The sequence below is a fragment of the Mucilaginibacter sp. genome, assembly GCF_039207105.1.
Taxonomy (GTDB): Bacteria; Bacteroidota; Bacteroidia; order Sphingobacteriales; family Sphingobacteriaceae; genus Mucilaginibacter.
The window spans coordinates 50,809-72,323 of record NZ_JBCECK010000006.1 but is presented as its reverse complement, the minus strand read 5'-3'; the positions used below and the strand labels follow the sequence as shown (position 1 = coordinate 72,323).

The window sequence follows — 21,515 nt, the reverse complement described above, 5'->3', positions numbered from 1 at the left end:
GAAGTTTTCCCGGGCTTTGTCGTTTTGATGCTAACTTCTGCTATTATCCATGATAGCTATTTATGTTGTGTTAAAAGCGGGGACTGTGTGATTCCTTCCCTGGGGAAGGGGGAGGAAGGGGTTTAATTAGGTGTATAAACCCCTCCCTGCCTTTACACAATCTTTTGCACCCCTCCCGTAGGGAGGGAATTCAATAAGGAAGCAAAAGATACATGCTGTTACTATTCCGCCTCCACATTAATCCCTATTTGTTTCAGCAATAAGGATGCGTTGAACGTTTTGCATTCGCCATGTTTAATTTTATAATCAAACAGCATTTCGCCATCCTTAACCTGTATATCAAAATAAAAGTTGCGGACATAATCTGGGTACTTAGTTTCCAGCTGGGCAATCTGCAGATCGTGGGTGGCCACCATCCCTACCGCTTTTTTACTGATCAATTGCTCTATTACAGCCTTCGAACCTAGGTATTTATCAACCGAATTGGTTCCACGAAGCATTTCATCTATCAGGAAAAATATCTTGGGTTCATTTTCAACCGCGGCAAGCAACATCTGCAGGCGATCGAGTTCGGCCTTAAACGTCGAGGTGCTTTCATTCAGTGAGTCCTTTATGCGCATGTAGCTGATAATGGTAATTACGGATACCTGCATGGCTTTAGCACATACCGGGGCACCACAAAGCGCCAGCACCGTATTGATACCAATGGTACGTAAAAAGGTGCTTTTACCTGCCATGTTTGAGCCGGTAATGATATCGATATTAAAAGCGTTATTTAGCTCATAATCATTTTCAATGCGTTTGAAGGCATCAATCAGGGGGTGGGCAAGCTCGTTAGCCAAAAGGGTATAACCGGGCCTGTCATCAATTTCAGGGAAACTCCACTCCGGGTAATTCACGGCAAGGCCGGCCAAACTGAGTAGGGCTTCAAATTCCGCTATAACATCAAAGGAGGCTTCCAGGCTATCATTGTTTTGGCGTTTCCAGTTTTCAATAGCTATCACCATTCGTATATCCCACACAAAAAGCAGATTGAGTACACCACCCACAAGTAAATTTAAATGATAATTGAGTTTGTTGATGAGTTCTCCAAGCTCCTTTATTTTGTTGGATGTTTGCTTTGCTTTTAACGCTTGCGCCAGCGTGGTGTTGTAAGCTGCTTGCCATTGTTCATCTTCTATACTTTTAAAAACAGCTGCGTAATTGGCTAAAGTATCACCTATTTTTCCGGCTATGATATCGGCTTTTTTGATATACAATCCTTTAGAAGTTACAAGGCCCATGTTTATGATAAATAAAGCCACAGCGTAAACTCTTACCATTGGGAAAAACCAACATAATACCAATAGTAGACCTGATAGGTAAGGCGAGATTTTAGTATATATGTTCAGCCATTTTTCGCCCGGCATATTTACCGGCATGTGCAGGTATTTGAAAAGGTTTTGCAGTTGGTTGGCATCCTGTTGCAGCGCGAAAACCAATTTGGTTTGCACATCCAGTTTCCAGTCGGTTTTGGCAGCTATCTCCTTAACTGCATTCTGGCGGGCCAGAATAGTTTCGCGGTCGGCTGGTTTATCAAACCACTGGCCCAATTTGTTATTACCTGTTGATGTGGCCGTACGGTTTACCAGCTGGTAAAGGGAGGCATTCCCGAAAATGTCCAGATCAGAAGTGTAATAGTGTTTATCATTGCTAAAGCAGGCTCCGTCACTATAAATATTAGCGTGTATTTGGATGCTGGCTATCTCATTGTTATTAACCCGCTCCAGATCATCAAAATACTGCTTTTGGCGCTCATATTTGCTTTGGCGCGATACCAGCCAGGCAAAGGCAAAAACAAGGATAATTACAGATATGGCCACAATGTTAAAGTTATCCTGCCTCGCGGCAAAATAAATGGCAACCACCACCAGCGCGAAAATGCTTAGCCTAAGGAGTGAATAAGTATTGGCCAGCTTTTTAAACTTAGCAGCTTCCCGACTGGCCAATACGGCACGTTGTTTATAATTATTGATGATGTCCTGTTCCATGTGCAGATAAAAAATTGCAGCTAAATAAACACATATATTTTAAATAAACGTTTATTTGTTTATTATATGAAGATCACTTTTTTAACCGTTGGCAAAACCGAAGATGCTTATTTAAAGGAGGGCATTGATAAATATGTGAAGCGATTAAAGCATTACACTAAGCTTGAACTGGTTGAACTTAACGAACTAAAAAACACGAAAGCCCTGAGCCCCGAACAGCAAAAAGCCAAAGAAGCCGAACTGATTCTTAAAAAAATAACCCCGCTTGACCATGTAGTATTAATGGACGAGCGGGGTGCTGAATACTCATCAACCCAATTTGCAGCGTATATTAATAAACGGGAGATCAGCTCGTCGGCAAACCTCATTTTTATCATTGGTGGGCCTTACGGGTTTGATCAATCGGTATACCAGCGGGCTAATGATAAGATATCTCTTTCGCGCATGACGTTCTCGCACCAGATGGTACGCCTGTTTTTTGTAGAGCAACTATACCGGGCCTATACCATTATCAAAGGCGAGCCATATCATCACGAATAGATGGATTTGATGTGCGGATATGCGGATATGCAGATAAATTTTAGAAATCAGTATATCTGAAATTTATACATCAAAGATGAACTTCTAATAAAATAATCATCGCACATTTGCACATCTCCATATCTGCACATTTTCCCATCAACGCATCTGCATATCCGCACATTTGCACATCAAAAACCTTATCTTTGTTATATGTCAGGTCACGATCATTCACATGCCCACGGTCACCATCACCACCATGATCACGCTCCCAAGCTCGATCATCTGAATTCCGCTTTTATTATAGGGATCATCCTAAATTCGGTGTTTGTTATTGTGGAGGCCGTAGCTGGTTTTATAACCCATTCCCTGTCGCTGTTAACCGATGCAGGCCATAACCTGAGCGATGTGGCTTCATTGGCCCTGGCTTTGCTGGCTTTTAAACTGAGTAAGGTAAGTGCGAATAGGCAATATACGTATGGCTATAAACGGTCGACCATTATTGTTTCGTTTTTCAACGCTATTATTTTATTTGTGGCCGTTGGCTTTATTGTGTACGAAGCCGTTATACGTTTCATGAATCCGGAGGTTATTGAAGGCGGAACAATGGCCTGGGTAGCTTTTATAGGTATAGCCATCAACGCCTTTACCGCCTGGCTTTTTGTGAAAGATAAAGATACCGACCTGAATGTTAAAGGCGCGTACCTGCACATGGCTGTGGATGCCATCGTATCGTTTGGCGTCGTGGTATCGGGCATTATCATATATTTTACTAAGCTGTACTGGATAGATAGCATAGTGAGCCTGATTATAGGTGTGGTGATATTAAAAGGCACCTGGAGCCTGCTTAAAGATAGCCTGCGCCTGGAAATGGATGGTGTACCTGCCGAAATGGATCTGAGTAAAATCAGGGCCGAATTGATGAAATGTAAGGGCGTGGTTGATGTGCACCACATGCACGTTTGGGCCCTAAGTACTACCGAAAACGCCCTGACTGCCCACCTCGTTGTAAAACCCGAAGCAATGGCCGAGTTTGATAATATTAAACATGATCTGCGCCACCGCCTGGAACATCTTGATATCAGCCACAGTACCTTTGAACCCGAATTTGCTGACGAAAAATGTCAGCAGCCTGAGTGTTTGTAAAAAACATGGCATACCCCATACATTATCAAGCCATTACAACTGATGTTGAATTTTATCAGGAGGTAACTATATTAAATCAAGAAGCTGAAAATTATCTATTAGATTTTAAGTGGTGTGAAGAAATTAAGAATAGTTTTCTCTATACAAATCTTGGGAAAGTATTTTGCATATTTCTTTTCGAGATTGTAAATACACAAAGTAGCGCTGATAATTTTTTGTGGGTAGTAGTTGGAGATATCCCGCCTATGTATTTAGATGTTTTTGGCCCCCGAACAACCAAAGAAGTGGTTGAAGATTATGTTAATCTTGCGGAAGATTGGATAAATAATATTAAAGCGGCAAAATCTGTCGAAAGTTGCTATCCTTTTAATGTTGAACCAAACATTGAATTTGCTATGCTTTTGGAACACAAAGTATCGTTTATGAAAAAGACGTTAATGAATAATATAGGAGATATACCATACCGATTGAACTCTTCTACCTAAATACCTACCCTGTCATATTTTCATCAACAGGTTTTAAATAATTCTTATTAATTTAAGGCATTATTTAATCTTCCAATGAAATCTAACAGACGTAAATTTATAACCACTACCGCTACTATGGCCGCAAGTACTATCGCCGCATCGGCAATGCCTTTAAACACTCAGGAAACAGAAGAATGGCCGGTAATTCACCATGTATTTTTCTGGCTTAAAAATCCTGGTTCAACCGAAGATAGGGATAAGCTGGTTGCAGGCGTTAAAACCCTGGCCAAAATTGAAACCGTAAAAAAACTGCGTGTTGGCGTTGTGGCCAGTACCGAAAAACGCGATGTGGTTGATAACAGCTGGGCAGTATCCGAACTGATGTTCTTTAGCGATCTGGCTGGGCAGGCTACTTATCAAACCCATCCTATACACCTGGAGTTTATTAAAAACTGCAGCCACCTTTGGGAAAAGGTTATTGTGTATGATGCTGTTGACGCTTAGTAATAGCAGCTTTTCTCAATTAACAATCAATTAACTGGTTTGAAAAACCTCGTGTTTATTTTCTGTGTTTATAGCTGAGTTAACCTTAAGCTATATAATCATGAAAGTAAAACACCTAGCTTTGTGCCTTACACTTTTAGTAACTACGTTAAGTACCAATTTAGCTTTAGCCAAAACGTCGGCACCTGCACCGGCTGTTGAAGGCTGGTTTTTCAGGGCTGTTAGTGGTTATCCGGCTGCCATATCATTTGAGCCGGTAGTGCTGTTTAAAAATGGCGAATACTTTGATGTAGGCGAAGAACCCATTGAACAACTGGATGTGAAGGTCTCCAAAGCCAGCCGGCCAAAAGCATGGGGCACCTGGAAAAAAACAGGAGCTACATTTTACCTTACTGAAAACGGCGGTAAAACCACCGATTACAAATTAGGCGGCGGCAACTGGTTTCCGGCTTATCCTTACTCTTCATCTATAAAGCTAAAAAAGGCCTATGAAAAAGTTAGCGGTGGCGATTATGGCAACGGGACCAACGCACTGATTATTAACAAGATCACTTTTGTAGATGGTACTCACTTTGTACAAGGCGCAAATGGCGGCATTTCAACTTCCGGAGCGTCGGCCTGGAAAAAAAGCGGCTCTGGTGGAACCTATGTCATCAGTGGTAATACCATCGAGTTTACCGTTAGCGGCAAGGTGATCAAAAAATCATTTGCTGTAGGCGCATCAGGTTCGCCGGCCCATCCAACAAATACGATGATATTTATTGGCGGCGATGCTTATACCGATACGGAATAAAACAGGAGAATATCAAAACAAAAAAAGCCGGATTATTCGGCTTTTTTTGTGGCTTTTTTAGCCTTTGGTTTTGGTGCGGCGGCTGGTGCCGGTTCAGCAGTTTCTTCTACTGCAACGGGTGCTTCGGCAACAGGTGCTGCTTCTTCGGTTGGTGCAGGTGCAACAGTTGGATCAGGCTCGTTAAAAAGCGGCAGATCTTTCAACAACTGAAACCATGATATTACTTTTTTCATATCAGAGGCGTAAACTTTTTCCTCGTCATGATCAGGAGCTACTTCAAAAAAGAAAGCCCTTAATTTTTTGCCGTCAGCCTTGGCATCAGGTACGTTTGAGGCAGTTTTCATGCGTTCAAACACATCGCTTAACCTGATATCGTCATCAACACCAAAAATGGTGATCTCGCTCAGGGCAGCCAATTTAGCAGTAGACAGGTTGGCAATCAGTTTAGTTTTTTGAGCATCAAGGCTCTCCAATACATAACCTGTTTTGTTTTGCGCCAAAGCTTTCCACAAGCCTGGCTTGCCCGATACTGCTACAATTCCTTGTAAATTCATTTGTTATGAGTTGTTAGTTTTGAGTTTTAGGTTTTGAGTGATGCATTATTAACAGGCTCAACGCTGTTTTGAACTCACCACTCAAAACCCTTTACTCAATACTAAAATTATTCTTCTATTACTTCGATGGTTAAAATTTTATCGCCTTGGCGTATAGCGTCAACCACGTCAACGTTTTCAACCACTTTACCAAAAACGGTGTGGTTACGGTCTAAATGCGCGGTATTGTCGCGGCTATGGCAAATGAAAAATTGCGATCCGCCGGTGTTGCGGCCAGCATGAGCCATTGAAAGCACACCACGGTCATGATATTGGTTATCGCCGGTTAACTCGCAATCAATTTTGTAACCCGGGCCACCAGCACCTGTACCGGTTGGGTCGCCACCCTGAATCACAAAATTTGGGATAACACGGTGAAAAGTAACGTTATCATAAAAGTTTGATTTAGCCAACTTTTTGAAGTTAGCCACGGTATTTGGCGCATCTTTGTCGAAAAATTCAACAGTCATATCGCCCTTTTCGGTTTTAATAATTGCTTTGCTCATTTTATTGTTTTTTTGAAAACAGATGGCAAAGGTAATAAAAAAGCATAAAGCCAAAAGCATAAGGCTTAAAGCTTTTTTGGATTATGGACAAAGGATAAATGATAAAGCCTGCGTTGTTTATGGTAATACATTGCCTGTTTATTCGTTACATTTGGTAAATCAGCGTAGAAAGAAATATGCCAATGGTTGACAATAAACGATCTCTTTTATCCCTTATTTTTAGCCCTTTGCATTTTACAAAGCTTTTCGCCTTTTGCCTTTTGCTTTTAGCTCCTGTACTTTCCCGGGCTGCTTCCATATTGATACCGATGGATGATGAACAAAAAGATCACCTGAAATCATATGGCATAGCTTTCTGGACGCTCAAAAACGGCGAGGAGGTTGACTGGTTGCTTAACTATCGCGGCGGCAGCTTTATGATGAAGTACGATCCTAAAATTGAGGAAGAATGTAAAGTGCGCGGGGTAAGCTACCAGGTACTGGCCGATGCCAAGGTAAATGCTATACTGAACGAGGTAAGCGACCCATCCGTAAATATGGATATTGTGAAACTGGAAAAAGCGCCCAAAATGGCTGTTTATTCGCCCAAGAACAAACTACCCTGGGATGATGCTGTAACGCTGGTGCTCAAATATGCCGAGATCCCTTACGATGTGGTTTATGATGAGGAGGTAATACGGGGCGACCTGCCTAAGTATGATTGGCTGCACCTGCATCATGAAGATTTTACCGGCCAGTACAGTAAGTTTTACGGGGCTTTCCGTTTTGCGCAGTGGTATAATGATGATGTAAAAGGACAGGAGGATATGGCCCATAAGCTTGGCTTTAAAAAGGTATCGCAAATGAAGTTGGCTGTGGCTCATAACATACGCGATTTTTGTGCCGGCGGTGGCTTTCTGTTTGCCATGTGCTCCGGCACCGATACGTTTGATATTGCCCTGGCTGCTGCCAATACTGATATTTGCGAACGCATGTTTGATGGCGATGCAGCCGATCCGGAGGCACAATCAAAACTTGATTTTACGCAAACCTTCGCTTTTCAGAATTTTACGCTGGATATGAACCCCATATCGCATCAGTTCAGCAATATTGATGTTACCGGTACCAGGCAGATCGATCGTACCCGCGACTTTTTTACCTTGTTTGATTTTTCGGCCAAGTGGGATGTAGTACCCAGCATGCTCACGCAGGATCATGATAAGGTGATCAAAGGCTTCATGGGGTTGACCACCGCCTTTAATAAAAGTATGCTAAAACCGGGCGTAACCATCATGGGTGAAATGAAAACAGCTAATGAAGCCCGTTACATTCATGGCGAGTTTGGCAAAGGCCAGTGGACCTTTTACGGCGGCCACGACCCGGAAGATTACCAACATGCCGTAGGCGACCCACCAACAGATCTGAAATTACATCCTAACTCACCGGGCTACCGTCTGATACTGAATAATGTGCTATTCCCGGCAGCTAAGAAGAAAAAGCAAAAAACCTGATCTGAGTTTCACCATTTCACCACTTGCGCTCGTCTGTGACGAGTGCAAGTACAAAAAATAAAAAAGCCTTTCAAGTATTTGAAAGGCTTTTTTTATTTATGTGTCGGTCTTGTTACGACATCAGTTTAATAAAATCATCAAACAGGTACCTTGAATCGTGCGGACCTGGTGACGATTCCGGGTGATATTGTACCGAGAATGCTTTTTTGCCTTTAACACGGATACCTTCTATTGATTGATCATTCAGGTTCACGTGAGTGATCTCAACCTTGTCAGATGCGCGTACAGCCTCAGGCACTACACCAAAACCGTGGTTTTGTGAAGTTACCTCGCAGTGGTTAATGATAATATTTTTAACCGGGTGGTTTAAACCACGGTGACCGTTAAACATTTTTATGGTCGGGATATCGTTAGCCAAAGCCAATAACTGGTGACCTAAGCAAATACCAAACATAGGTTTTTCAGAATCAAGGATTGATTTTACTGTTTCAATAGCGTAAGGCATAGCAGCCGGATCGCCGGGGCCATTTGATACGAAGTAACCGGTAGGAGCAAAATCCTTTTCCATTTCTTCAAAAGTGGTTTTTGCCGGGAATACCTTAGCATAAACATCGCGGTCGTCAAAATTACGCAGGATGTTTTTCTTAACACCTAAGTCAAGCACCGCAACACGATACTTGGCATTTTCATCTCCGAAAGTATAAGTTTCGTTGGTAGTTACTTTTGATGATAACTCCAGGCCGTCCATTGAAGGTACTTCGGCCAGTTTAGCTTTCAATACATCAATATCCAATATTTCTGATGAAATAATGGCGTTCATGGCGCCTTTATCACGAATGTGGCGAACAAGCTCACGGGTATCAACATCAGATATACCTACCAGGTTCTGCTGCTGAAAATAATCCTGTATCGACTCATCGGCCTGTTTACGGCTGTAAGCTATGTTGTAATTTTTACAAACAAGTCCTGCTATCTGGATATTTTCAGATTCAACCTCTTCATCGGTAATACCATAATTACCTATGTGGGCATTAGTGGCAACCATGATCTGGCCATAGTATGAAGGGTCAGTAAAAATTTCCTGGTAACCGGTCATCCCGGTGTTAAAGCATATCTCGCCTGTAGTTGTACCTATTTTTCCTGCCGCTTTACCGTGAAAAACGGTTCCGTCGTCAAGTAGCAGCACAGCCGGTAGTTTGGTGAAGTACGTCATTTATTAAAAAAATTTAATGGATTATTAAATCGGATTGCCTGGTGCGAAGCCCCGTGAAATTTGATAGAAATATCGAAGTAAGGAACTTCCTGATTCACGGCGCAAAAGTACGGTTTTATTTCGGAATTTGTAAGCCCGATTTTGGATTTATTTTAATTTAAGAACTCAAATGTGGTATTTCGGATTTATTTTTTGACTTTTACCTTATATTTTGATTGTAGAGGCATAAACTATACTATCTGATAAGGTAATTTTTAATTAAATCCGAAACCGAAATTTCGAAATCCGAAATCAAAAATGTCAGTAAATAAAGAAGTTAAAAGGATCACTACCCATACCGTGCAGGAAATGAAGAACCGGGGCGAAAAGATAGCTATGCTTACCGCTTACGATTATTCAATGGCAACCATAGTTGATGATGCCGGAATGGATATTATACTGGTTGGCGATTCGGCCTCAAATGTGATGGCCGGTCATGAAACCACACTGCCCATAACGCTTGACCAAATGATCTATCACGCCTCGTCGGTAGTGCGTGCCGCCAAACGGGCGCTGGTCATAGTCGATCTTCCTTTTGGATCATACCAGGGAAACTCTAAAGAAGCGCTTAATTCTTCTATCAGAATCATGAAAGAATCTGGCGCGCATGGTGTTAAAATGGAAGGTGGTGTTGAAATTGCCGAATCGGTAAGCCGCATACTAACGGCGGGCATACCGGTTATGGGCCACCTGGGCTTAACGCCGCAGTCTATTTATAAATTTGGCACTTACACCGTACGGGCTAAGCAGGAAGCAGAAGCGCAAAAACTTCGTGAAGACGCGATTGCCTTGCAGGAACTGGGATGCTTTGCTATTGTAGTTGAAAAAATACCTGCCATGCTGGCCAAAGAAGTTACAGAAAGCGTACAGATACCTATTATTGGCATAGGTGCAGGCCGCCATTGTGATGGGCAGGTATTGGTAATACATGATATGCTGGGCATTAACAAAGGTTTTAAACCACGCTTTTTACGCCAGTATGCCAACCTGTACGACCAAATGAACGGCGCGATAAAAGGTTATATCGGCGATATCAAATCAAAAGATTTCACAAACGAGCAGGAACAATATTAGCCTCACCCAACCCTCTCATAAAGGAGAGGGCTTTTATAAAATTTGAACACTTTCGGACTTTCAGACTTTTCTGACTTCCGGACTAAAATGAAATTATGGCCCGGCCCGAATTTAATTATACCAGTCATGACGTTACCGATAAGGATATTCTTTATGAGGATAATCACCTTATTGCGGTCAATAAACGTGCCGGCGACATTGTACAGGTAGATGATACCGGCGATGAATCGCTTGACGAAAAGGTAAAAAAATACATTGCCAAAAAGTATGATAAGCCCAATGGCGCTTTTCTGGGCGTAGTTCACCGGTTGGATAGGCCCGTGAGCGGCGTTATCCTTTTTGCCAAAACCAGTAAGGCTTTGGACAGGATCAATAAAATGTTCAAGAACCGCGATATGCACAAAACTTATTACGCGGTAGTGCGCAAGCGGCCGTATCCCGAGGCCGGTACGCTGGTTCACTGGCTGGTTAAAAATCCGCAGAAAAACGTGACCAAGGCACATGATAAGGAAGTGCAGGGCAGTTTACGATCTGAGTTAAGCTATAAACTGGTTGGCGAGCTTGATGGCTATTATTTAATTGAAGTTGACCCAATAACCGGTCGCCCACACCAGATCAGGGTACAACTATCAACCCTGGGTACACCCATTGTGGGCGATAATAAATATGGCTACCCGCGTGGCAGCCTGCGCAAAAGTATTTGTCTGCATGCCCGTAAACTTACCTTTGTACATCCGGTAAAAAACGAGCCCATTGAAATTATAGCCCCGGTTCCGCGGGATGGTTTCTGGGAAAAGTTTGAAGGTATGATGATTGGGTAAGTGTTCAATAAATAGACATCATGGTCATTTAATGAGCCTGGGCAGAATAGTGTAGCAGCGCGAAGAGAAGTCTTATACGGCGGTAATTAAATAGCGCAGAAAATTTCTCACCCTCGCCCGGCTTGAACCCTTAATGAAGGATTCGAAATGACAACGTCTATTTGTACATCAAATCCTCAACACCCCTACCTTTTCAAACTTTTCAAATACAGTGTCGGTATGAGGGGCGTCTTTTAGCTCATCGGTGAGGTCTTGCCCGGCCCAGTGTTCGTAGTGTTTGCCGTTGCGCCACAGACGACTTTCGGTAACATTATAAATAATGCCCTTATAGGCTACCCATATCTGGGGCTTATCCTGCCCGTTACGCAGGGCCAGTTGCGACCGGGTATATTCAGGTAACGGGCTCACGGCGTTTGTTTCTAAAATATTCAAAAAAGCCAATATTCATGAGCAATAATGCCATCAGGTAAAAATGATCTTCAACCGGTATAGTACCTACCCTTTTTCCCAAATTCTGGCTGTTATTATACATCACTACCGGTACCGAGGTTAGTATCCCGTTCACGATATAAAACGGAATAAGGGCTACAATATAGGTCATATAATAGCGGTTTAACCAGCTGGGATTAAATACATATTGCAGCAGCCCGGTTAAAACCAACAGTACCCCAAAAGTAACAGCTGTATACAGATGATTATAATAAAAAATGAGCGCCAGTATGCTCAGCATGATCATGAGGTTACTGATAATACGAGTGAGCCGGTTATCTATTTGCCATTTTACATAATACCCCAGGCAGGCATGTATAAAAATACAGGCGAACGGAACAGTTAAAAAAAATAAGACCTCTTCAAGCGGTAAGTTAAAAAAGGTTAAGCCGATAATATAATGCGAATTAAACGACCATACACCTTTGATGGTGAACAGCACATCCCAAAACAAAAAGAACAAGCCTGTGATGGCCATGCCAAGCCAAATGAATTTCCAGCTTTTGTAAAAATGCACCCGTTTATCAAACGATAATACAACCGGGAAAAACACGGTTAACACGTTGATGAGTAAATAGGTATATTTCACTTAAAGGTGGCTAAATGTTTGTTAAGCTCCGCAATTTGCGTAGGTGTACAGCGCCGGGAGTTAACCAGAAATTTAATGATCTCGATGGTAAGTTCCCTATCGGCCGTGCCATAATTCTTTTTATCCAGCTGCGCGATGATCTCCTGACTATCAGAATTGAGGTTTTTATTATAGCCCAAAAACTTGGGCACACTGTCTTCAACAGAAAAACGCATAAACCTGATCTCGATATTCTCCGGATCGGCGGCTATGGCTTTTTCAAAGGTCTTTTCGCAGTTTTTGATATACTTTATTTTCGAGTAGGGGTTCCAGGCGTGTTTGGCTTTCAATGCCTGCAAGCCTGCAATAAAGCCATCAATAATACCCGAACGGCTTTTCATGGCACTTAAACTTTTGTACAACGAATCGGTGGTTTCGCTGCTGTTGATAGCCACACGCAGTTGCTTACGAATCACTTTCAGGTTAGGTTCGGGACTATCGGCCTTTGCATCAGGCACAAAAAACAATATGGAGAATACACTCAATATAAAAAAAACAATTCTTCTCATTAAATCACATTCAGTTTTTGTTGTAAAACAGCTTTAACGTACAAACCCATTTTGCGGGTATCTGATATCCGTATTCTTTTTTGCAGAATGATGTTTGCCGGTGTGTAGTTTATTTTTTTAAACAGCTGCAAATAGTACACATAGGCTATATAAACTCCCAAACGGGTGCCGTTGGGTAGATTTTTTATCCCTTCAAAGCCCTTATCAAAATCAAGCTGTATATCGGCTTCAATAGCCTGCTTATTCTGCTCGGTAAAGTTATTAAAATCAACATCCGGAAAATAGGTACGGCCACGCTCGTGAAAGTCAGCCTTAATGTCGCGCAAAAAATTCACTTTTTGAAATGCGGCGCCCAGGCTGCGTGCCTGGGGTAACAGTTCCTGATACAGCTCATTATTATTATCCAGAAACACGCGCAGGCACATGAGTCCGATCACCTCTGCTGAACCGTATACATATTTACGATAACAGGCATCGTCATAAGCCTTTTTATCCAGATCCATTTCCATCGAGCATAAAAAGGCATCAATCAGTTCAGGCTCGATGCCGTACCTGTGTACCACCTGCTGAAAGGCATGTATAACCGGGTTCAAACTAATGCGCTCTTCTATGGCCTTGAAAGTATCCCGCCTGAAATCGCTTATCAGCTGTAATTTATTATGCTCATGAAAGGTATCTACAATTTCATCGGCATAGCGCACAAAGCCGTAAATGGCATAAATAGGATAACGGAACTTTTTATCAAAAGCCTTTATACCTAAGCTGAACGATGTACTGTACTTATTGGTTATCAGTTTACTGCATTCAAAACTGGTTTCATCGTACAGGTTCATCATTGCGCTTGGGCTTGTTTTCAAAAGTACAAATTCAAAACGTTATTGTTTTTTTAAAGCGGCAAAACAATTTGCTTAACTTGGGCTTCACATATCTACATGAAGCACATTATTATCATAGGGGCAGGTTTCGCGGGTTTAGCTGCCGCTTGTGTATTGGCTAAAGAAGGTTTTAAGGTAACCGTGCTCGAAAAGAACGACCAGCCCGGCGGCCGTGCGCGGGTTTGGGAAAAAGATGGCTTCCGGTTTGATATGGGCCCCAGCTGGTACTGGATGCCCGATGTGTTCGAGAACTTTTTTGCTCTGTTTGGTAAAAAGCCGGCCGACTACTATCAACTCGAACGTTTAGACCCAGGCTACCGTGTTTATTACGGCCCCGGCGATACGATGGATGTGCCCGCCGATATGACCGCTCTCGAAACCCTTTTTGAGCAAACCGAACCCGGCAGCAGCAAAGGCCTGCGCGAGTTTTTAAAACAGGCCGCTTACAAATACAAAGTAGGCATGGGCGAATACGTTTTTCGCCCTTCACATTCCATTACCGAATTTATTGATTTTAACCTGATCAAAAAAAGCCTGAGCATGCAACTGCTGAGCAGCATGAGCAAACATGTGCGCGGCTATTTTAAAAACCCGAGGCTGATAAAGTTGCTGGAGTTCCCCGTACTATTCTTGGGGGCTACCCCGCAAAATACACCGGCCATGTACAGCATGATGAACTATGCCGACCTTGCCCTGGGCACCTGGTACCCACAGGGCGGCATGAACGAGATTGTAAAAGCAATGGTTAGTCTTGCCCAGGAATTAGGGCTTGATATCCGACTGAATACCGAGGTAAATAAAATCGAGGTTAAAGATAAACTGGTAAGCAGTATCCATACTAATAACGGCCTTTTCAGTGCCGATTTTGTGATAGCCGGTGCCGATTATGAACACGTGGACCAGCACCTGTTAGATAAGCCCTATCAAAATTATACACCTCAATACTGGGATAAGCGTACCATGTCGCCGTCGAGTTTGTTGTTTTATATTGGGACCAATAAAAAGGTGGAGGGTATAAAGCATCACAACCTATTTTTTGATGAGGATTTTGAGCTACATGCCAAGGAGATCTACACATCGCCACAATGGCCTACCAGTCCGCTGTTTTATGTTTCGTGTACCTCTAAGACGGATGCAAGTGTAGTTCCAGAGGGAGGTGAGAACCTTTTTTTCCTGATGCCCATAGCCCCAGGCCTGCATGATGATGAAAGTATACGCGAAAAATATTTCGATCTGATGCTCGCGAGGTTCAAGCATATCACCAGGCAGGACATCCGCGATTCAATAGTAGTGAAACGCAGCTATGCTCTCAATGATTTTAAAGCCGATTACCATTCCTTTAAAGGTAATGCTTATGGTTTGGCTAACACGTTGGCACAAACCGCTTTTTTTAAACCGGCAATGCGGGCCAGGCACATCAAAAATATGTTGTACACAGGCCAGCTAACAGTACCGGGTCCCGGCGTTCCTCCGGCTCTTATATCAGGGCAAATAGCCGCCCTGGAAGCCATCAAATCTCTTCAATAAATCTATCTGTATTAATTATTACTATCCATCATGGCGTATATTTCCTGCATGTAAATGGCTTCGTCCATAGCAGCGTGAAAATCTTCCCATTGCTCGGTAGTAAAGGTTAGCTGCACATCATTAACAGGCGTTCGCATCACCAGGCGGTCCTGTCCATCCGGAAAGGAGTGCATGTGCTCAGCAAAATCAAGCTCAACAGTAAAATTCCGAAACTGGATAAACTGCTCGGGCGAGAAACTCAGAATCAGGTTATTGTTCCAGATAAAAACACATCTGCACTCCGAGCACCGGCTAATTACCGATGAACCAATTTGGCTTATAATTTTTGAATCGCACATGGTAATGATGATTTTAGTTTGTGCCTGCCCACCGCAAAGCTATCTCATCACAGCGTTTGACCTGGGGCAGGGCTTTATATTTTTTAAACTGTTTTTTCCAGATATAGGTTAATTACTTTCAAAGCTTCGGTTTTGCTTTGATGAGCGCTCCAGTTTCCTTTTACCGATTCATCTGCCAGCTCAAACAATCTTTCGTAAAGTAATTTGCCTTCGGCTTTTGATTTCAGCTGCAGTGCTCCGGGAGCAGCATATACCTCATCCCATACCTGCCTAACGGCGGTCCAGTAAGCTTGCTGCTTTTTCCACCAGCCCTGCGCGTAGGCAAATTTAGCCTGATCGGTGCGGGTAAATTCCTCGTAGCCTTTTTCGCGAGCCAGCAGCTTATCGTTAGTATCAGTTCTGATTATTTTTTGATTGTCCTGCTCATACATCCAGCCATTGGAGGTTAGGTACACGCGGTTGCCACGACGCAGTACATTATAATCGCTGCGTTTGGTGAACTCGCGGCGGGGCAACCGCGAGTCGCATTCGCTTTGCCATTGGTGGCGGCCATCAACATGTACCCAGGTACCAATACTTTCATACCGAGGACTATCATCTACCTGAAACACTTTTTGTACCCAGCGGCCTTTTACTTCTGCAGCGCTCAGTTTTGTTTTTTTCCAGGTATTGCTTTTATCAAAGCTCAGGATGTTTTGCTCTTCATAAACCCAATCCTCACGCCAGTGTTTAATCACCGCACTGTCGCCAACTACCAATAAATGCTGTATTACTATTTTTTTGGGCGTTTCCTGCTCAACAACGGCCCACTCATATCCATACGAATGGTATTGCGGATGGTTACGATAAGCGGTATCGGGCGAAAAGGTTTCAGCATAATCAAAGGTTACTTTATAAAAGCCTCCAAGAGCCAATATAGCTGCCCTATCCTGCTCTAATTTGGTTTGAGCCCTGGTTAATGTTGTGGATGAAACAACAAGCAGTAATACGAGGATAAGCACTTTTTTCATATACCTGAATTTTTAACAATCCTTGATGATTGATTAAGAACAAAGTAATACCTTATTTAGAATAAATCCAAATAAAAATAAAAAAAGCTTATTTACAGCTAATTATAAATTAATCGTTTACTAAGTTACTCTGGCGCAAGTATAAAGGGTAGGCCACCGGGTTAAAGGCTACTTGTGACATTATAGAGGCACAGGTAACCACCCTCTGGCTATCGCCTCATACTTGCGCCAGGAATAGAAATTTTTGAAAATTAGGTAAGCTGAAAGCTTACTCCATGATAAGTCACGAGTTAGGCTTTCGCTAAACTCGCGACAGTGAAGGCACAAGTAACCACCCTCTGGCTATCTTCGCTACCGCAAGCGTCTCGCTTGTGGTATAATTTGTAAATCAGAAAACTATCCTATTTACCACAAGCGGGACGCTTGCGGTAGCGGGGGGTATAATTTGTAAATCGGAAACTGTCCTGTTTACCACAAGCGGGACGCTTGCGGTAGCGGGGGTATTTTAAACGAGCGCAAGTGAAATGCACAAGGCTTTCCTTCGCTCCTCGCACCCTTCTCCCCGCCTCTAAAGTTCAATTAATTATAAAAAGTCCAACTTACGCCAAATTTGAGCAGGGCGTTTTGTTGCGGATAGCGGTTTACGGTGTAATATCCTTTGCTCCACAGGTTTTGGTTGGCATAGTCATACGCCAGGAACAAATTGGTACGTTGCAGGGTAGCCTTAAAGTATACCCTGGCCAACGGGTATGAGCTAAAGGTAACATTAGGCCCGTTATAAAACTGGCCTAAGCCTACGGCATATGAAGGTGCCACATATTCAGAATTATAGCGCACATCAACGCCAAAGCTTGATTGCAGTACATTGAACAGAGTTTTGCTCATGTACAAATTACTGTAAGTATACAACTCGGGCGTGCGCAGGGTTGACTGATAATCTGTTTTCTGATAAACAATGTAATTATCAAAATGCAGACTCCGCCAGCGTAAGTTTTTCCCGATACTGATCTTCAGCAAATTAATATCATTACCCAGTTGTACCGGATGCGCGTCGTTCCCACCCTGGTCGGCAGTAAAATACAGGTAATTGGATATTAAAAAATATTCGGCTTTAATATCAAGCTGCAACGGGTTATTCAGGTAGTTGAACGATAAGCTGGTAGTTTTTTGATTGCTGAAATCGTTATGGAAAATGTAATGATTAGATATCCAGTCATTATAAACCAGCGGCGGCGAACTATTTTGGGTATAGGCCTCTAAAATAATTTTACCAGCTTTTTTACCCCCGGCAAGGGTAAGCTTGGCATCGTAAAAATAGTTGCCAAAATCACGCCCCTGGGCTATCTGCCTGAAATCGGCATCAAGCGCAATGCGGTCGCTAAAGCGGTATCCTAATTTGGCCTTTAAGGTAATATCCTGAAAAGTTTTGTTCTGCACCCTGTCCTGATGAACAAATTTGGCCCCGTATTGGTTTAAGGTGGTATCGCTCACATACTGCGCGTAGTGCCACAGGTCATGTACCAAGCCAAGGTCAAGCTTTAGCTCATTTTTTACAAACTTTACCGATTTGCTCCTGAGGTAAAAACTATACAAAAACTCATTCTGGATATGGGTATAAGTTAATGAGTCGCGCGATCGCTTATCGCTGTAATAATAATCAGGGAATACATTGTAAGTATCCGGGTCGCTCTGGATGTAGTTATACCTGCCGTTGGTTACATGAAAGGTATGCGCCACCCGCTGCGTAGGCAAAACTTTTGAGTCTTCTTTCCCTTTGTTTAAGCTATCAATACGCCCCAAATAATAAAACTGTTTAATATAAAGGCTTTTATCGTTCCAGTTGGTGTAGCTATTGGGCAGGCGTACCTGTGCCGAGTTGGCAAAGAAAACCGTACCGGGAGGGCTGGTATAGACTGAATCGTTTAGTATTGATCCTGTTTCCGGCGCTTTTAAATTATTAAATGTAGCGTTGGCCAACAGGTTATATCGCTTGCTTTTTGATTCGTACCAGGTAAACAAGGCCGCTGTAAGCGCGCTCACATTTTGGCCAAGCACGCTACTGGTACTATAAAAACCTTTTGAGCCGTTAAAGTTTAAGTTAAAACCTACGTTCCAGTTTTCCTTAACGTTTTGGGTATGCACAACCTTAAAAAGCTGTTCGGCCGAGCTGCCGAAGCCATTATACAGCGTGAGCTGCGTATAGGGGACGCGGGTATTATAGTAATAAATATCCTCAGGATTTATCAGGTAAACATCCAGCGCGTGCATGCCAACATCAAAGCCTATTGTTTTACTGGGCTCAAACAACAAAGGTCTTTGCGAAAGACCGACATTGCCCAGATGTATACGTGGGCTTTTCGGCCTGGTAAGTGGGTTGTAATTTTCAAAACTGGTTATACCTGTATCAATAGGAAAGGTCTGGGTACTATCATTAAGCAGCAACTCATTAGTAACCCGAATAAACTTTGAATTGAAGATAACAGAGTCGTGCTTATTATCTTCCTTTTTGCGCAAGCTATCCAGCATCTCATCATCGCTGATCTGCCGGGTAGGTGCTACGGTGTCACGGGTAGAAAGCGGTCTTTGCCTCCTGGTTTGATTATACTGCGCAAATGCCGAATGTACAGATACACACATCAGCAACAATAAAATATATTTAAGCTTTTTGCGCATTAATTACCGGCTATCAGTTTTTTAAGTATTAATGTTAATTGGGGTTCAGCATCTTCGGCAACTTTTATAATTTCTTCAACGGATACGGGCTCCAGTACATCGGCTGTAAAACCCTCGTCTGTTAGTACCGATATGGCAAATACAGGTAAACTCATGTGGTTTGCAACAATAACTTCGGGTACGGTGCTCATGCCTACGGCGTCGCCGCCAATAATTCTTAAATAATTATACTCTGCCTTGGTTTCCAGATTTGGGCCGGTAACAGCTACATAAACTCCTTTATGGCAGGTAATATTGTTGGCCTTTGCAATTGTTAATGCTTTATCAATAAGCGTGCGTTGGTAAGGCTGACTCATATCCGGAAAACGAGGACCTAACTCCTCATTATTACGACCCACCAATGGGTTTTGAGGCTGCAGGTTAATATGATCGGCAATAACCATCAGATCGCCTTTTTTAAAGGCCGGGTTAAGCGAACCGCTTGCGTTTGATACATACAGCGTTTTGATGCCTAAATATTTTAATACACGCACCGGAAAGGTAATTTGCTGCATGCTGTAGCCCTCATAATAATGCAAACGGCCCTGCATGGCTACTACCTTTACACCGCCCAGAGTACCAAAGATCAGTTTACCGGAATGGAACTCCAGTGTCGAGATCGGGAAATCAGGAATATTAGAATACATCAGTTGTTTTTCAACCTCAATTTCCTTTACCAAACCGCCAAGGCCGGTGCCTAAAATAATACCCACTTCAGGCTCAAAATCGCCTATGCGGTTTTTAATATATTGTACGGTGCTTTCAATACTTTCTAACATAGTTGTATACTAATTTATCAAACTGTGATTGCTGGTTGTTTAAAAACTCAATGCCTATTGGCTGTACCAAAATACCAAGTTTTTTCACAAGCTCCTGCAGTTCCTGTCCCCCTAAACGCTGTGCGTCCTTTTCTGTTGTGATAATTATCTTTTTTTGTGAGGTGCAGGCCCAAAAATCATCGGCAAGTTTACTGATATTTTTTAAGCTAAACTGATGATGGTCGGGATATTTATGATGAATGATGTGCAGCGTTTGCTTTTGCAGATGCGCCAGCAATGGCCCGGCGTTAGCAATACCGGTAAGCAGGAATATCGTTGTATCTGTATCAATTGACATACTTGCTGCTACCCCATCCATTTGCTGCAAGGGCAGGTAGCTGATGCTGGTAAAAAATACTTCCTGATGCAGTAATGGCCTTACCCGCTCTTTGATCTTAGTTTGATGTATAGGTTCTAACGTAGCCGGGCATTTGCTAATGATGACCACATCGGCTCGCTTGCGACCGCTGTAAGGTTCGCGCAGGTTACCGGCGGGCAGTAATAATCGCGGATCATAAAGGCGGTTATAATCCAGTAACAGAATACTAAAACCCGGCTTAACAGCCCGGTGCTGGTAGGCATCATCCAGAATGATGAGATTATGATCGGCTTGCAGGGCCTCAATACCATCAACCCGTTTTTCGCAAACGGCAACGGTAATATTCGGGAATTTACTTTTAAACTGGGCTGGCTCGTCGCCAATTTCTGTGGCTGTTGATTGGGCATTGCCCAATACAAAACCTTTAGTAGCACGACCGTATCCCCTGCTTAAAGTAGCCAGTTTATAGTTGGTTTTGAACAGGCGGATCAGGTATTCGGTCATGGGGCTTTTACCCGCACCGCCAACATCCAGATTACCTACAGCAATCACCGGCAAATTAAACCCGCGGCTTTTAAATATCCCCGTATTATAACACCAGTTACGCACTACAACCACCAGGCCATATAGTAACGAAAACGGGAATAAAAGCCAGCGCAGGTATTTCATGAATAAAGTAAACATTTTAAATAGACAATTTACCACAGCTTGTCATTGCGAGAAGGAACGACGAAGCAACCGCGAACTATGCAAATTTTCTATGTACAGTTCGCGATTGCCGCGCTATGCTCGCAATGACAAAATCACCATGTTATTTTTGTCTTGATGCAAAAGTAACCAAAAGATTAAGACAGAAAAAAGCTTCCGCCCACAGGCAAAACACCCTGGCCCGCTTTTCTGTCAAGGCCCTTACCCGCTTTTGATCTCTGCTTGTTATCTGAGTAGAATACTTACGAAGTTTTGAAAACTTCGTAAGTATTGTCATGAAGCTTGATAATTTGGTAAAACACCAACATTCTTCTGCTTGGCTAAAAGCGACAGCAAATTGATTCTGTCGATTCTCAAATTCAGTAAATTCTGATTCAGACATTTTTT

At 42.8% G+C, this 21,515-nt stretch carries 23 protein-coding genes; 9 read left to right on the top strand and 14 right to left on the bottom strand.

What is annotated here, in order from left to right:
- Positions 1 to 221: 221 nt before the first annotated feature.
- Positions 222 to 2,030 carry a MutS-related protein gene (locus AAGC65_RS02490; protein WP_343110820.1) on the bottom strand — a complete coding sequence of 603 codons (1,809 nt, stop codon included), beginning with the start codon at positions 2,028 to 2,030 and terminating at the stop codon, positions 222 to 224.
- Between the two features lie 66 nt (positions 2,031 to 2,096).
- Here AAGC65_RS02490 and rlmH point away from each other — a divergent pair, with 66 nt between their 5' ends.
- The 5 genes from rlmH to AAGC65_RS02465 all read left to right on the top strand — a co-directional run bounded on the left by rlmH (position 2,097) and on the right by AAGC65_RS02465 (position 5,459).
- Entirely contained in the window at positions 2,097 to 2,570 is a 474-nt protein-coding gene (gene rlmH, locus AAGC65_RS02485) for a 23S rRNA (pseudouridine(1915)-N(3))-methyltransferase RlmH (protein ID WP_343110819.1), read from the top strand.
- A gap of 192 nt (positions 2,571 to 2,762) precedes the next feature.
- Positions 2,763 to 3,695 carry a cation diffusion facilitator family transporter gene (locus AAGC65_RS02480; RefSeq protein ID WP_343110818.1) on the top strand — a complete coding sequence of 311 codons (933 nt, stop codon included), beginning with the start codon at positions 2,763 to 2,765 and terminating at the stop codon, positions 3,693 to 3,695.
- 5 nt (positions 3,696 to 3,700) lie between these two features.
- A complete protein-coding gene (locus tag AAGC65_RS02475; protein WP_343110817.1) occupies positions 3,701 to 4,180 on the top strand; it encodes a hypothetical protein in 480 nt (159 codons plus the stop codon).
- Between the two features lie 75 nt (positions 4,181 to 4,255).
- A complete protein-coding gene (locus AAGC65_RS02470) occupies positions 4,256 to 4,666 on the top strand; it encodes a Dabb family protein (protein WP_343110816.1) in 411 nt (136 codons plus the stop codon).
- 100 nt (positions 4,667 to 4,766) lie between these two features.
- Positions 4,767 to 5,459, top strand: a complete 693-nt coding sequence (locus AAGC65_RS02465; RefSeq protein WP_343110815.1) for a hypothetical protein — start codon at positions 4,767 to 4,769, stop codon at positions 5,457 to 5,459.
- 32 nt (positions 5,460 to 5,491) lie between these two features.
- Here AAGC65_RS02465 and AAGC65_RS02460 read toward each other — a convergent pair whose 3' ends face one another.
- Both AAGC65_RS02460 and AAGC65_RS02455 read right to left on the bottom strand, forming a co-directional pair.
- Complete coding sequence (locus AAGC65_RS02460) at positions 5,492 to 6,013, bottom strand: DUF5606 domain-containing protein (RefSeq protein WP_343110814.1); 522 nt, start codon at positions 6,011 to 6,013, stop codon at positions 5,492 to 5,494.
- A 107-nt stretch (positions 6,014 to 6,120) separates the two neighbouring features.
- Positions 6,121 to 6,558 (bottom strand): peptidylprolyl isomerase, encoded by a 438-nt coding sequence (locus AAGC65_RS02455; protein WP_343110813.1) that lies wholly within the window; start codon positions 6,556 to 6,558, stop codon positions 6,121 to 6,123.
- A 308-nt stretch (positions 6,559 to 6,866) separates the two neighbouring features.
- On the opposite strand from AAGC65_RS02455, the gene AAGC65_RS02450 reads away from it, so the two are divergent.
- Positions 6,867 to 8,048 (top strand): asparagine synthetase B, encoded by a 1,182-nt coding sequence (locus AAGC65_RS02450; RefSeq protein WP_343110832.1) that lies wholly within the window; start codon positions 6,867 to 6,869, stop codon positions 8,046 to 8,048.
- Positions 8,049 to 8,160: 112 nt separating this feature from the next.
- On the opposite strand, the gene carA is transcribed toward AAGC65_RS02450, so the two are convergent.
- Positions 8,161 to 9,261 carry a glutamine-hydrolyzing carbamoyl-phosphate synthase small subunit gene (gene carA / locus AAGC65_RS02445; protein ID WP_343110812.1) on the bottom strand — a complete coding sequence of 367 codons (1,101 nt, stop codon included), beginning with the start codon at positions 9,259 to 9,261 and terminating at the stop codon, positions 8,161 to 8,163.
- Positions 9,262 to 9,558: 297 nt separating this feature from the next.
- On the opposite strand from carA, the gene panB reads away from it, so the two are divergent.
- A complete protein-coding gene (gene panB, locus AAGC65_RS02440) occupies positions 9,559 to 10,374 on the top strand; it encodes a 3-methyl-2-oxobutanoate hydroxymethyltransferase (RefSeq protein ID WP_343110811.1) in 816 nt (271 codons plus the stop codon).
- Between the two features lie 95 nt (positions 10,375 to 10,469).
- A complete protein-coding gene (locus AAGC65_RS02435) occupies positions 10,470 to 11,195 on the top strand; it encodes an RluA family pseudouridine synthase (RefSeq protein ID WP_343110810.1) in 726 nt (241 codons plus the stop codon).
- Between the two features lie 168 nt (positions 11,196 to 11,363).
- On the opposite strand, the gene AAGC65_RS02430 is transcribed toward AAGC65_RS02435, so the two are convergent.
- The 4 genes from AAGC65_RS02430 to AAGC65_RS02415 are packed head-to-tail and all read right to left on the bottom strand — an operon-like array spanning position 11,364 to position 13,657.
- On the bottom strand, positions 11,364 to 11,603 hold the full coding sequence (locus AAGC65_RS02430; RefSeq protein ID WP_343110809.1) for a cytochrome b5 domain-containing protein: 240 nt from the start codon (positions 11,601 to 11,603) through the stop codon (positions 11,364 to 11,366).
- Positions 11,587 to 12,273 carry a lycopene cyclase domain-containing protein gene (locus tag AAGC65_RS02425; RefSeq protein WP_343110808.1) on the bottom strand — a complete coding sequence of 229 codons (687 nt, stop codon included), beginning with the start codon at positions 12,271 to 12,273 and terminating at the stop codon, positions 11,587 to 11,589. Before AAGC65_RS02425 ends, AAGC65_RS02430 begins: the two co-directional genes overlap by 17 nt.
- A complete protein-coding gene (locus AAGC65_RS02420) occupies positions 12,270 to 12,821 on the bottom strand; it encodes a hypothetical protein (RefSeq protein ID WP_343110807.1) in 552 nt (183 codons plus the stop codon). Before AAGC65_RS02420 ends, AAGC65_RS02425 begins: the two co-directional genes overlap by 4 nt.
- On the bottom strand, positions 12,821 to 13,657 hold the full coding sequence (locus AAGC65_RS02415) for a phytoene/squalene synthase family protein (protein WP_343110806.1): 837 nt from the start codon (positions 13,655 to 13,657) through the stop codon (positions 12,821 to 12,823). The genes AAGC65_RS02420 and AAGC65_RS02415 overlap by 1 nt, the downstream gene beginning before the upstream one ends.
- 96 nt (positions 13,658 to 13,753) lie before the next feature.
- Here AAGC65_RS02415 and AAGC65_RS02410 point away from each other — a divergent pair, with 96 nt between their 5' ends.
- Positions 13,754 to 15,223, top strand: a complete 1,470-nt coding sequence (locus tag AAGC65_RS02410; RefSeq protein ID WP_343110805.1) for a phytoene desaturase family protein — start codon at positions 13,754 to 13,756, stop codon at positions 15,221 to 15,223.
- Between the two features lie 11 nt (positions 15,224 to 15,234).
- Here AAGC65_RS02410 and AAGC65_RS02405 read toward each other — a convergent pair whose 3' ends face one another.
- From AAGC65_RS02405 to AAGC65_RS02380, 6 genes are all read right to left on the bottom strand, one after another.
- Positions 15,235 to 15,561: a DUF6686 family protein gene (locus AAGC65_RS02405; protein ID WP_343110804.1), complete on the bottom strand. Its 327-nt coding sequence runs from the start codon at positions 15,559 to 15,561 to the stop codon at positions 15,235 to 15,237.
- A gap of 83 nt (positions 15,562 to 15,644) precedes the next feature.
- Positions 15,645 to 16,571: a DUF6607 family protein gene (locus AAGC65_RS02400; RefSeq protein WP_343110803.1), complete on the bottom strand. Its 927-nt coding sequence runs from the start codon at positions 16,569 to 16,571 to the stop codon at positions 15,645 to 15,647.
- Between the two features lie 579 nt (positions 16,572 to 17,150).
- On the bottom strand, positions 17,151 to 19,244 hold the full coding sequence (locus AAGC65_RS02395; protein ID WP_343110802.1) for a putative porin: 2,094 nt from the start codon (positions 19,242 to 19,244) through the stop codon (positions 17,151 to 17,153).
- A complete protein-coding gene (locus AAGC65_RS02390) occupies positions 19,244 to 20,062 on the bottom strand; it encodes a purine-nucleoside phosphorylase (protein ID WP_343110801.1) in 819 nt (272 codons plus the stop codon). Before AAGC65_RS02390 ends, AAGC65_RS02395 begins: the two co-directional genes overlap by 1 nt.
- Complete coding sequence (gene lpxK, locus AAGC65_RS02385) at positions 20,046 to 21,104, bottom strand: tetraacyldisaccharide 4'-kinase (RefSeq protein WP_343110800.1); 1,059 nt, start codon at positions 21,102 to 21,104, stop codon at positions 20,046 to 20,048. The genes AAGC65_RS02390 and lpxK overlap by 17 nt, the downstream gene beginning before the upstream one ends.
- Before the next feature lie 127 nt (positions 21,105 to 21,231).
- The gene (locus AAGC65_RS02380; protein WP_343110799.1) at positions 21,232 to 21,510 is read right to left on the bottom strand and encodes a hypothetical protein; all 279 of its coding nucleotides are present in this window, start codon (positions 21,508 to 21,510) and stop codon (positions 21,232 to 21,234) included.
- Between the last annotated feature and the right edge of the window lie 5 nt (positions 21,511 to 21,515).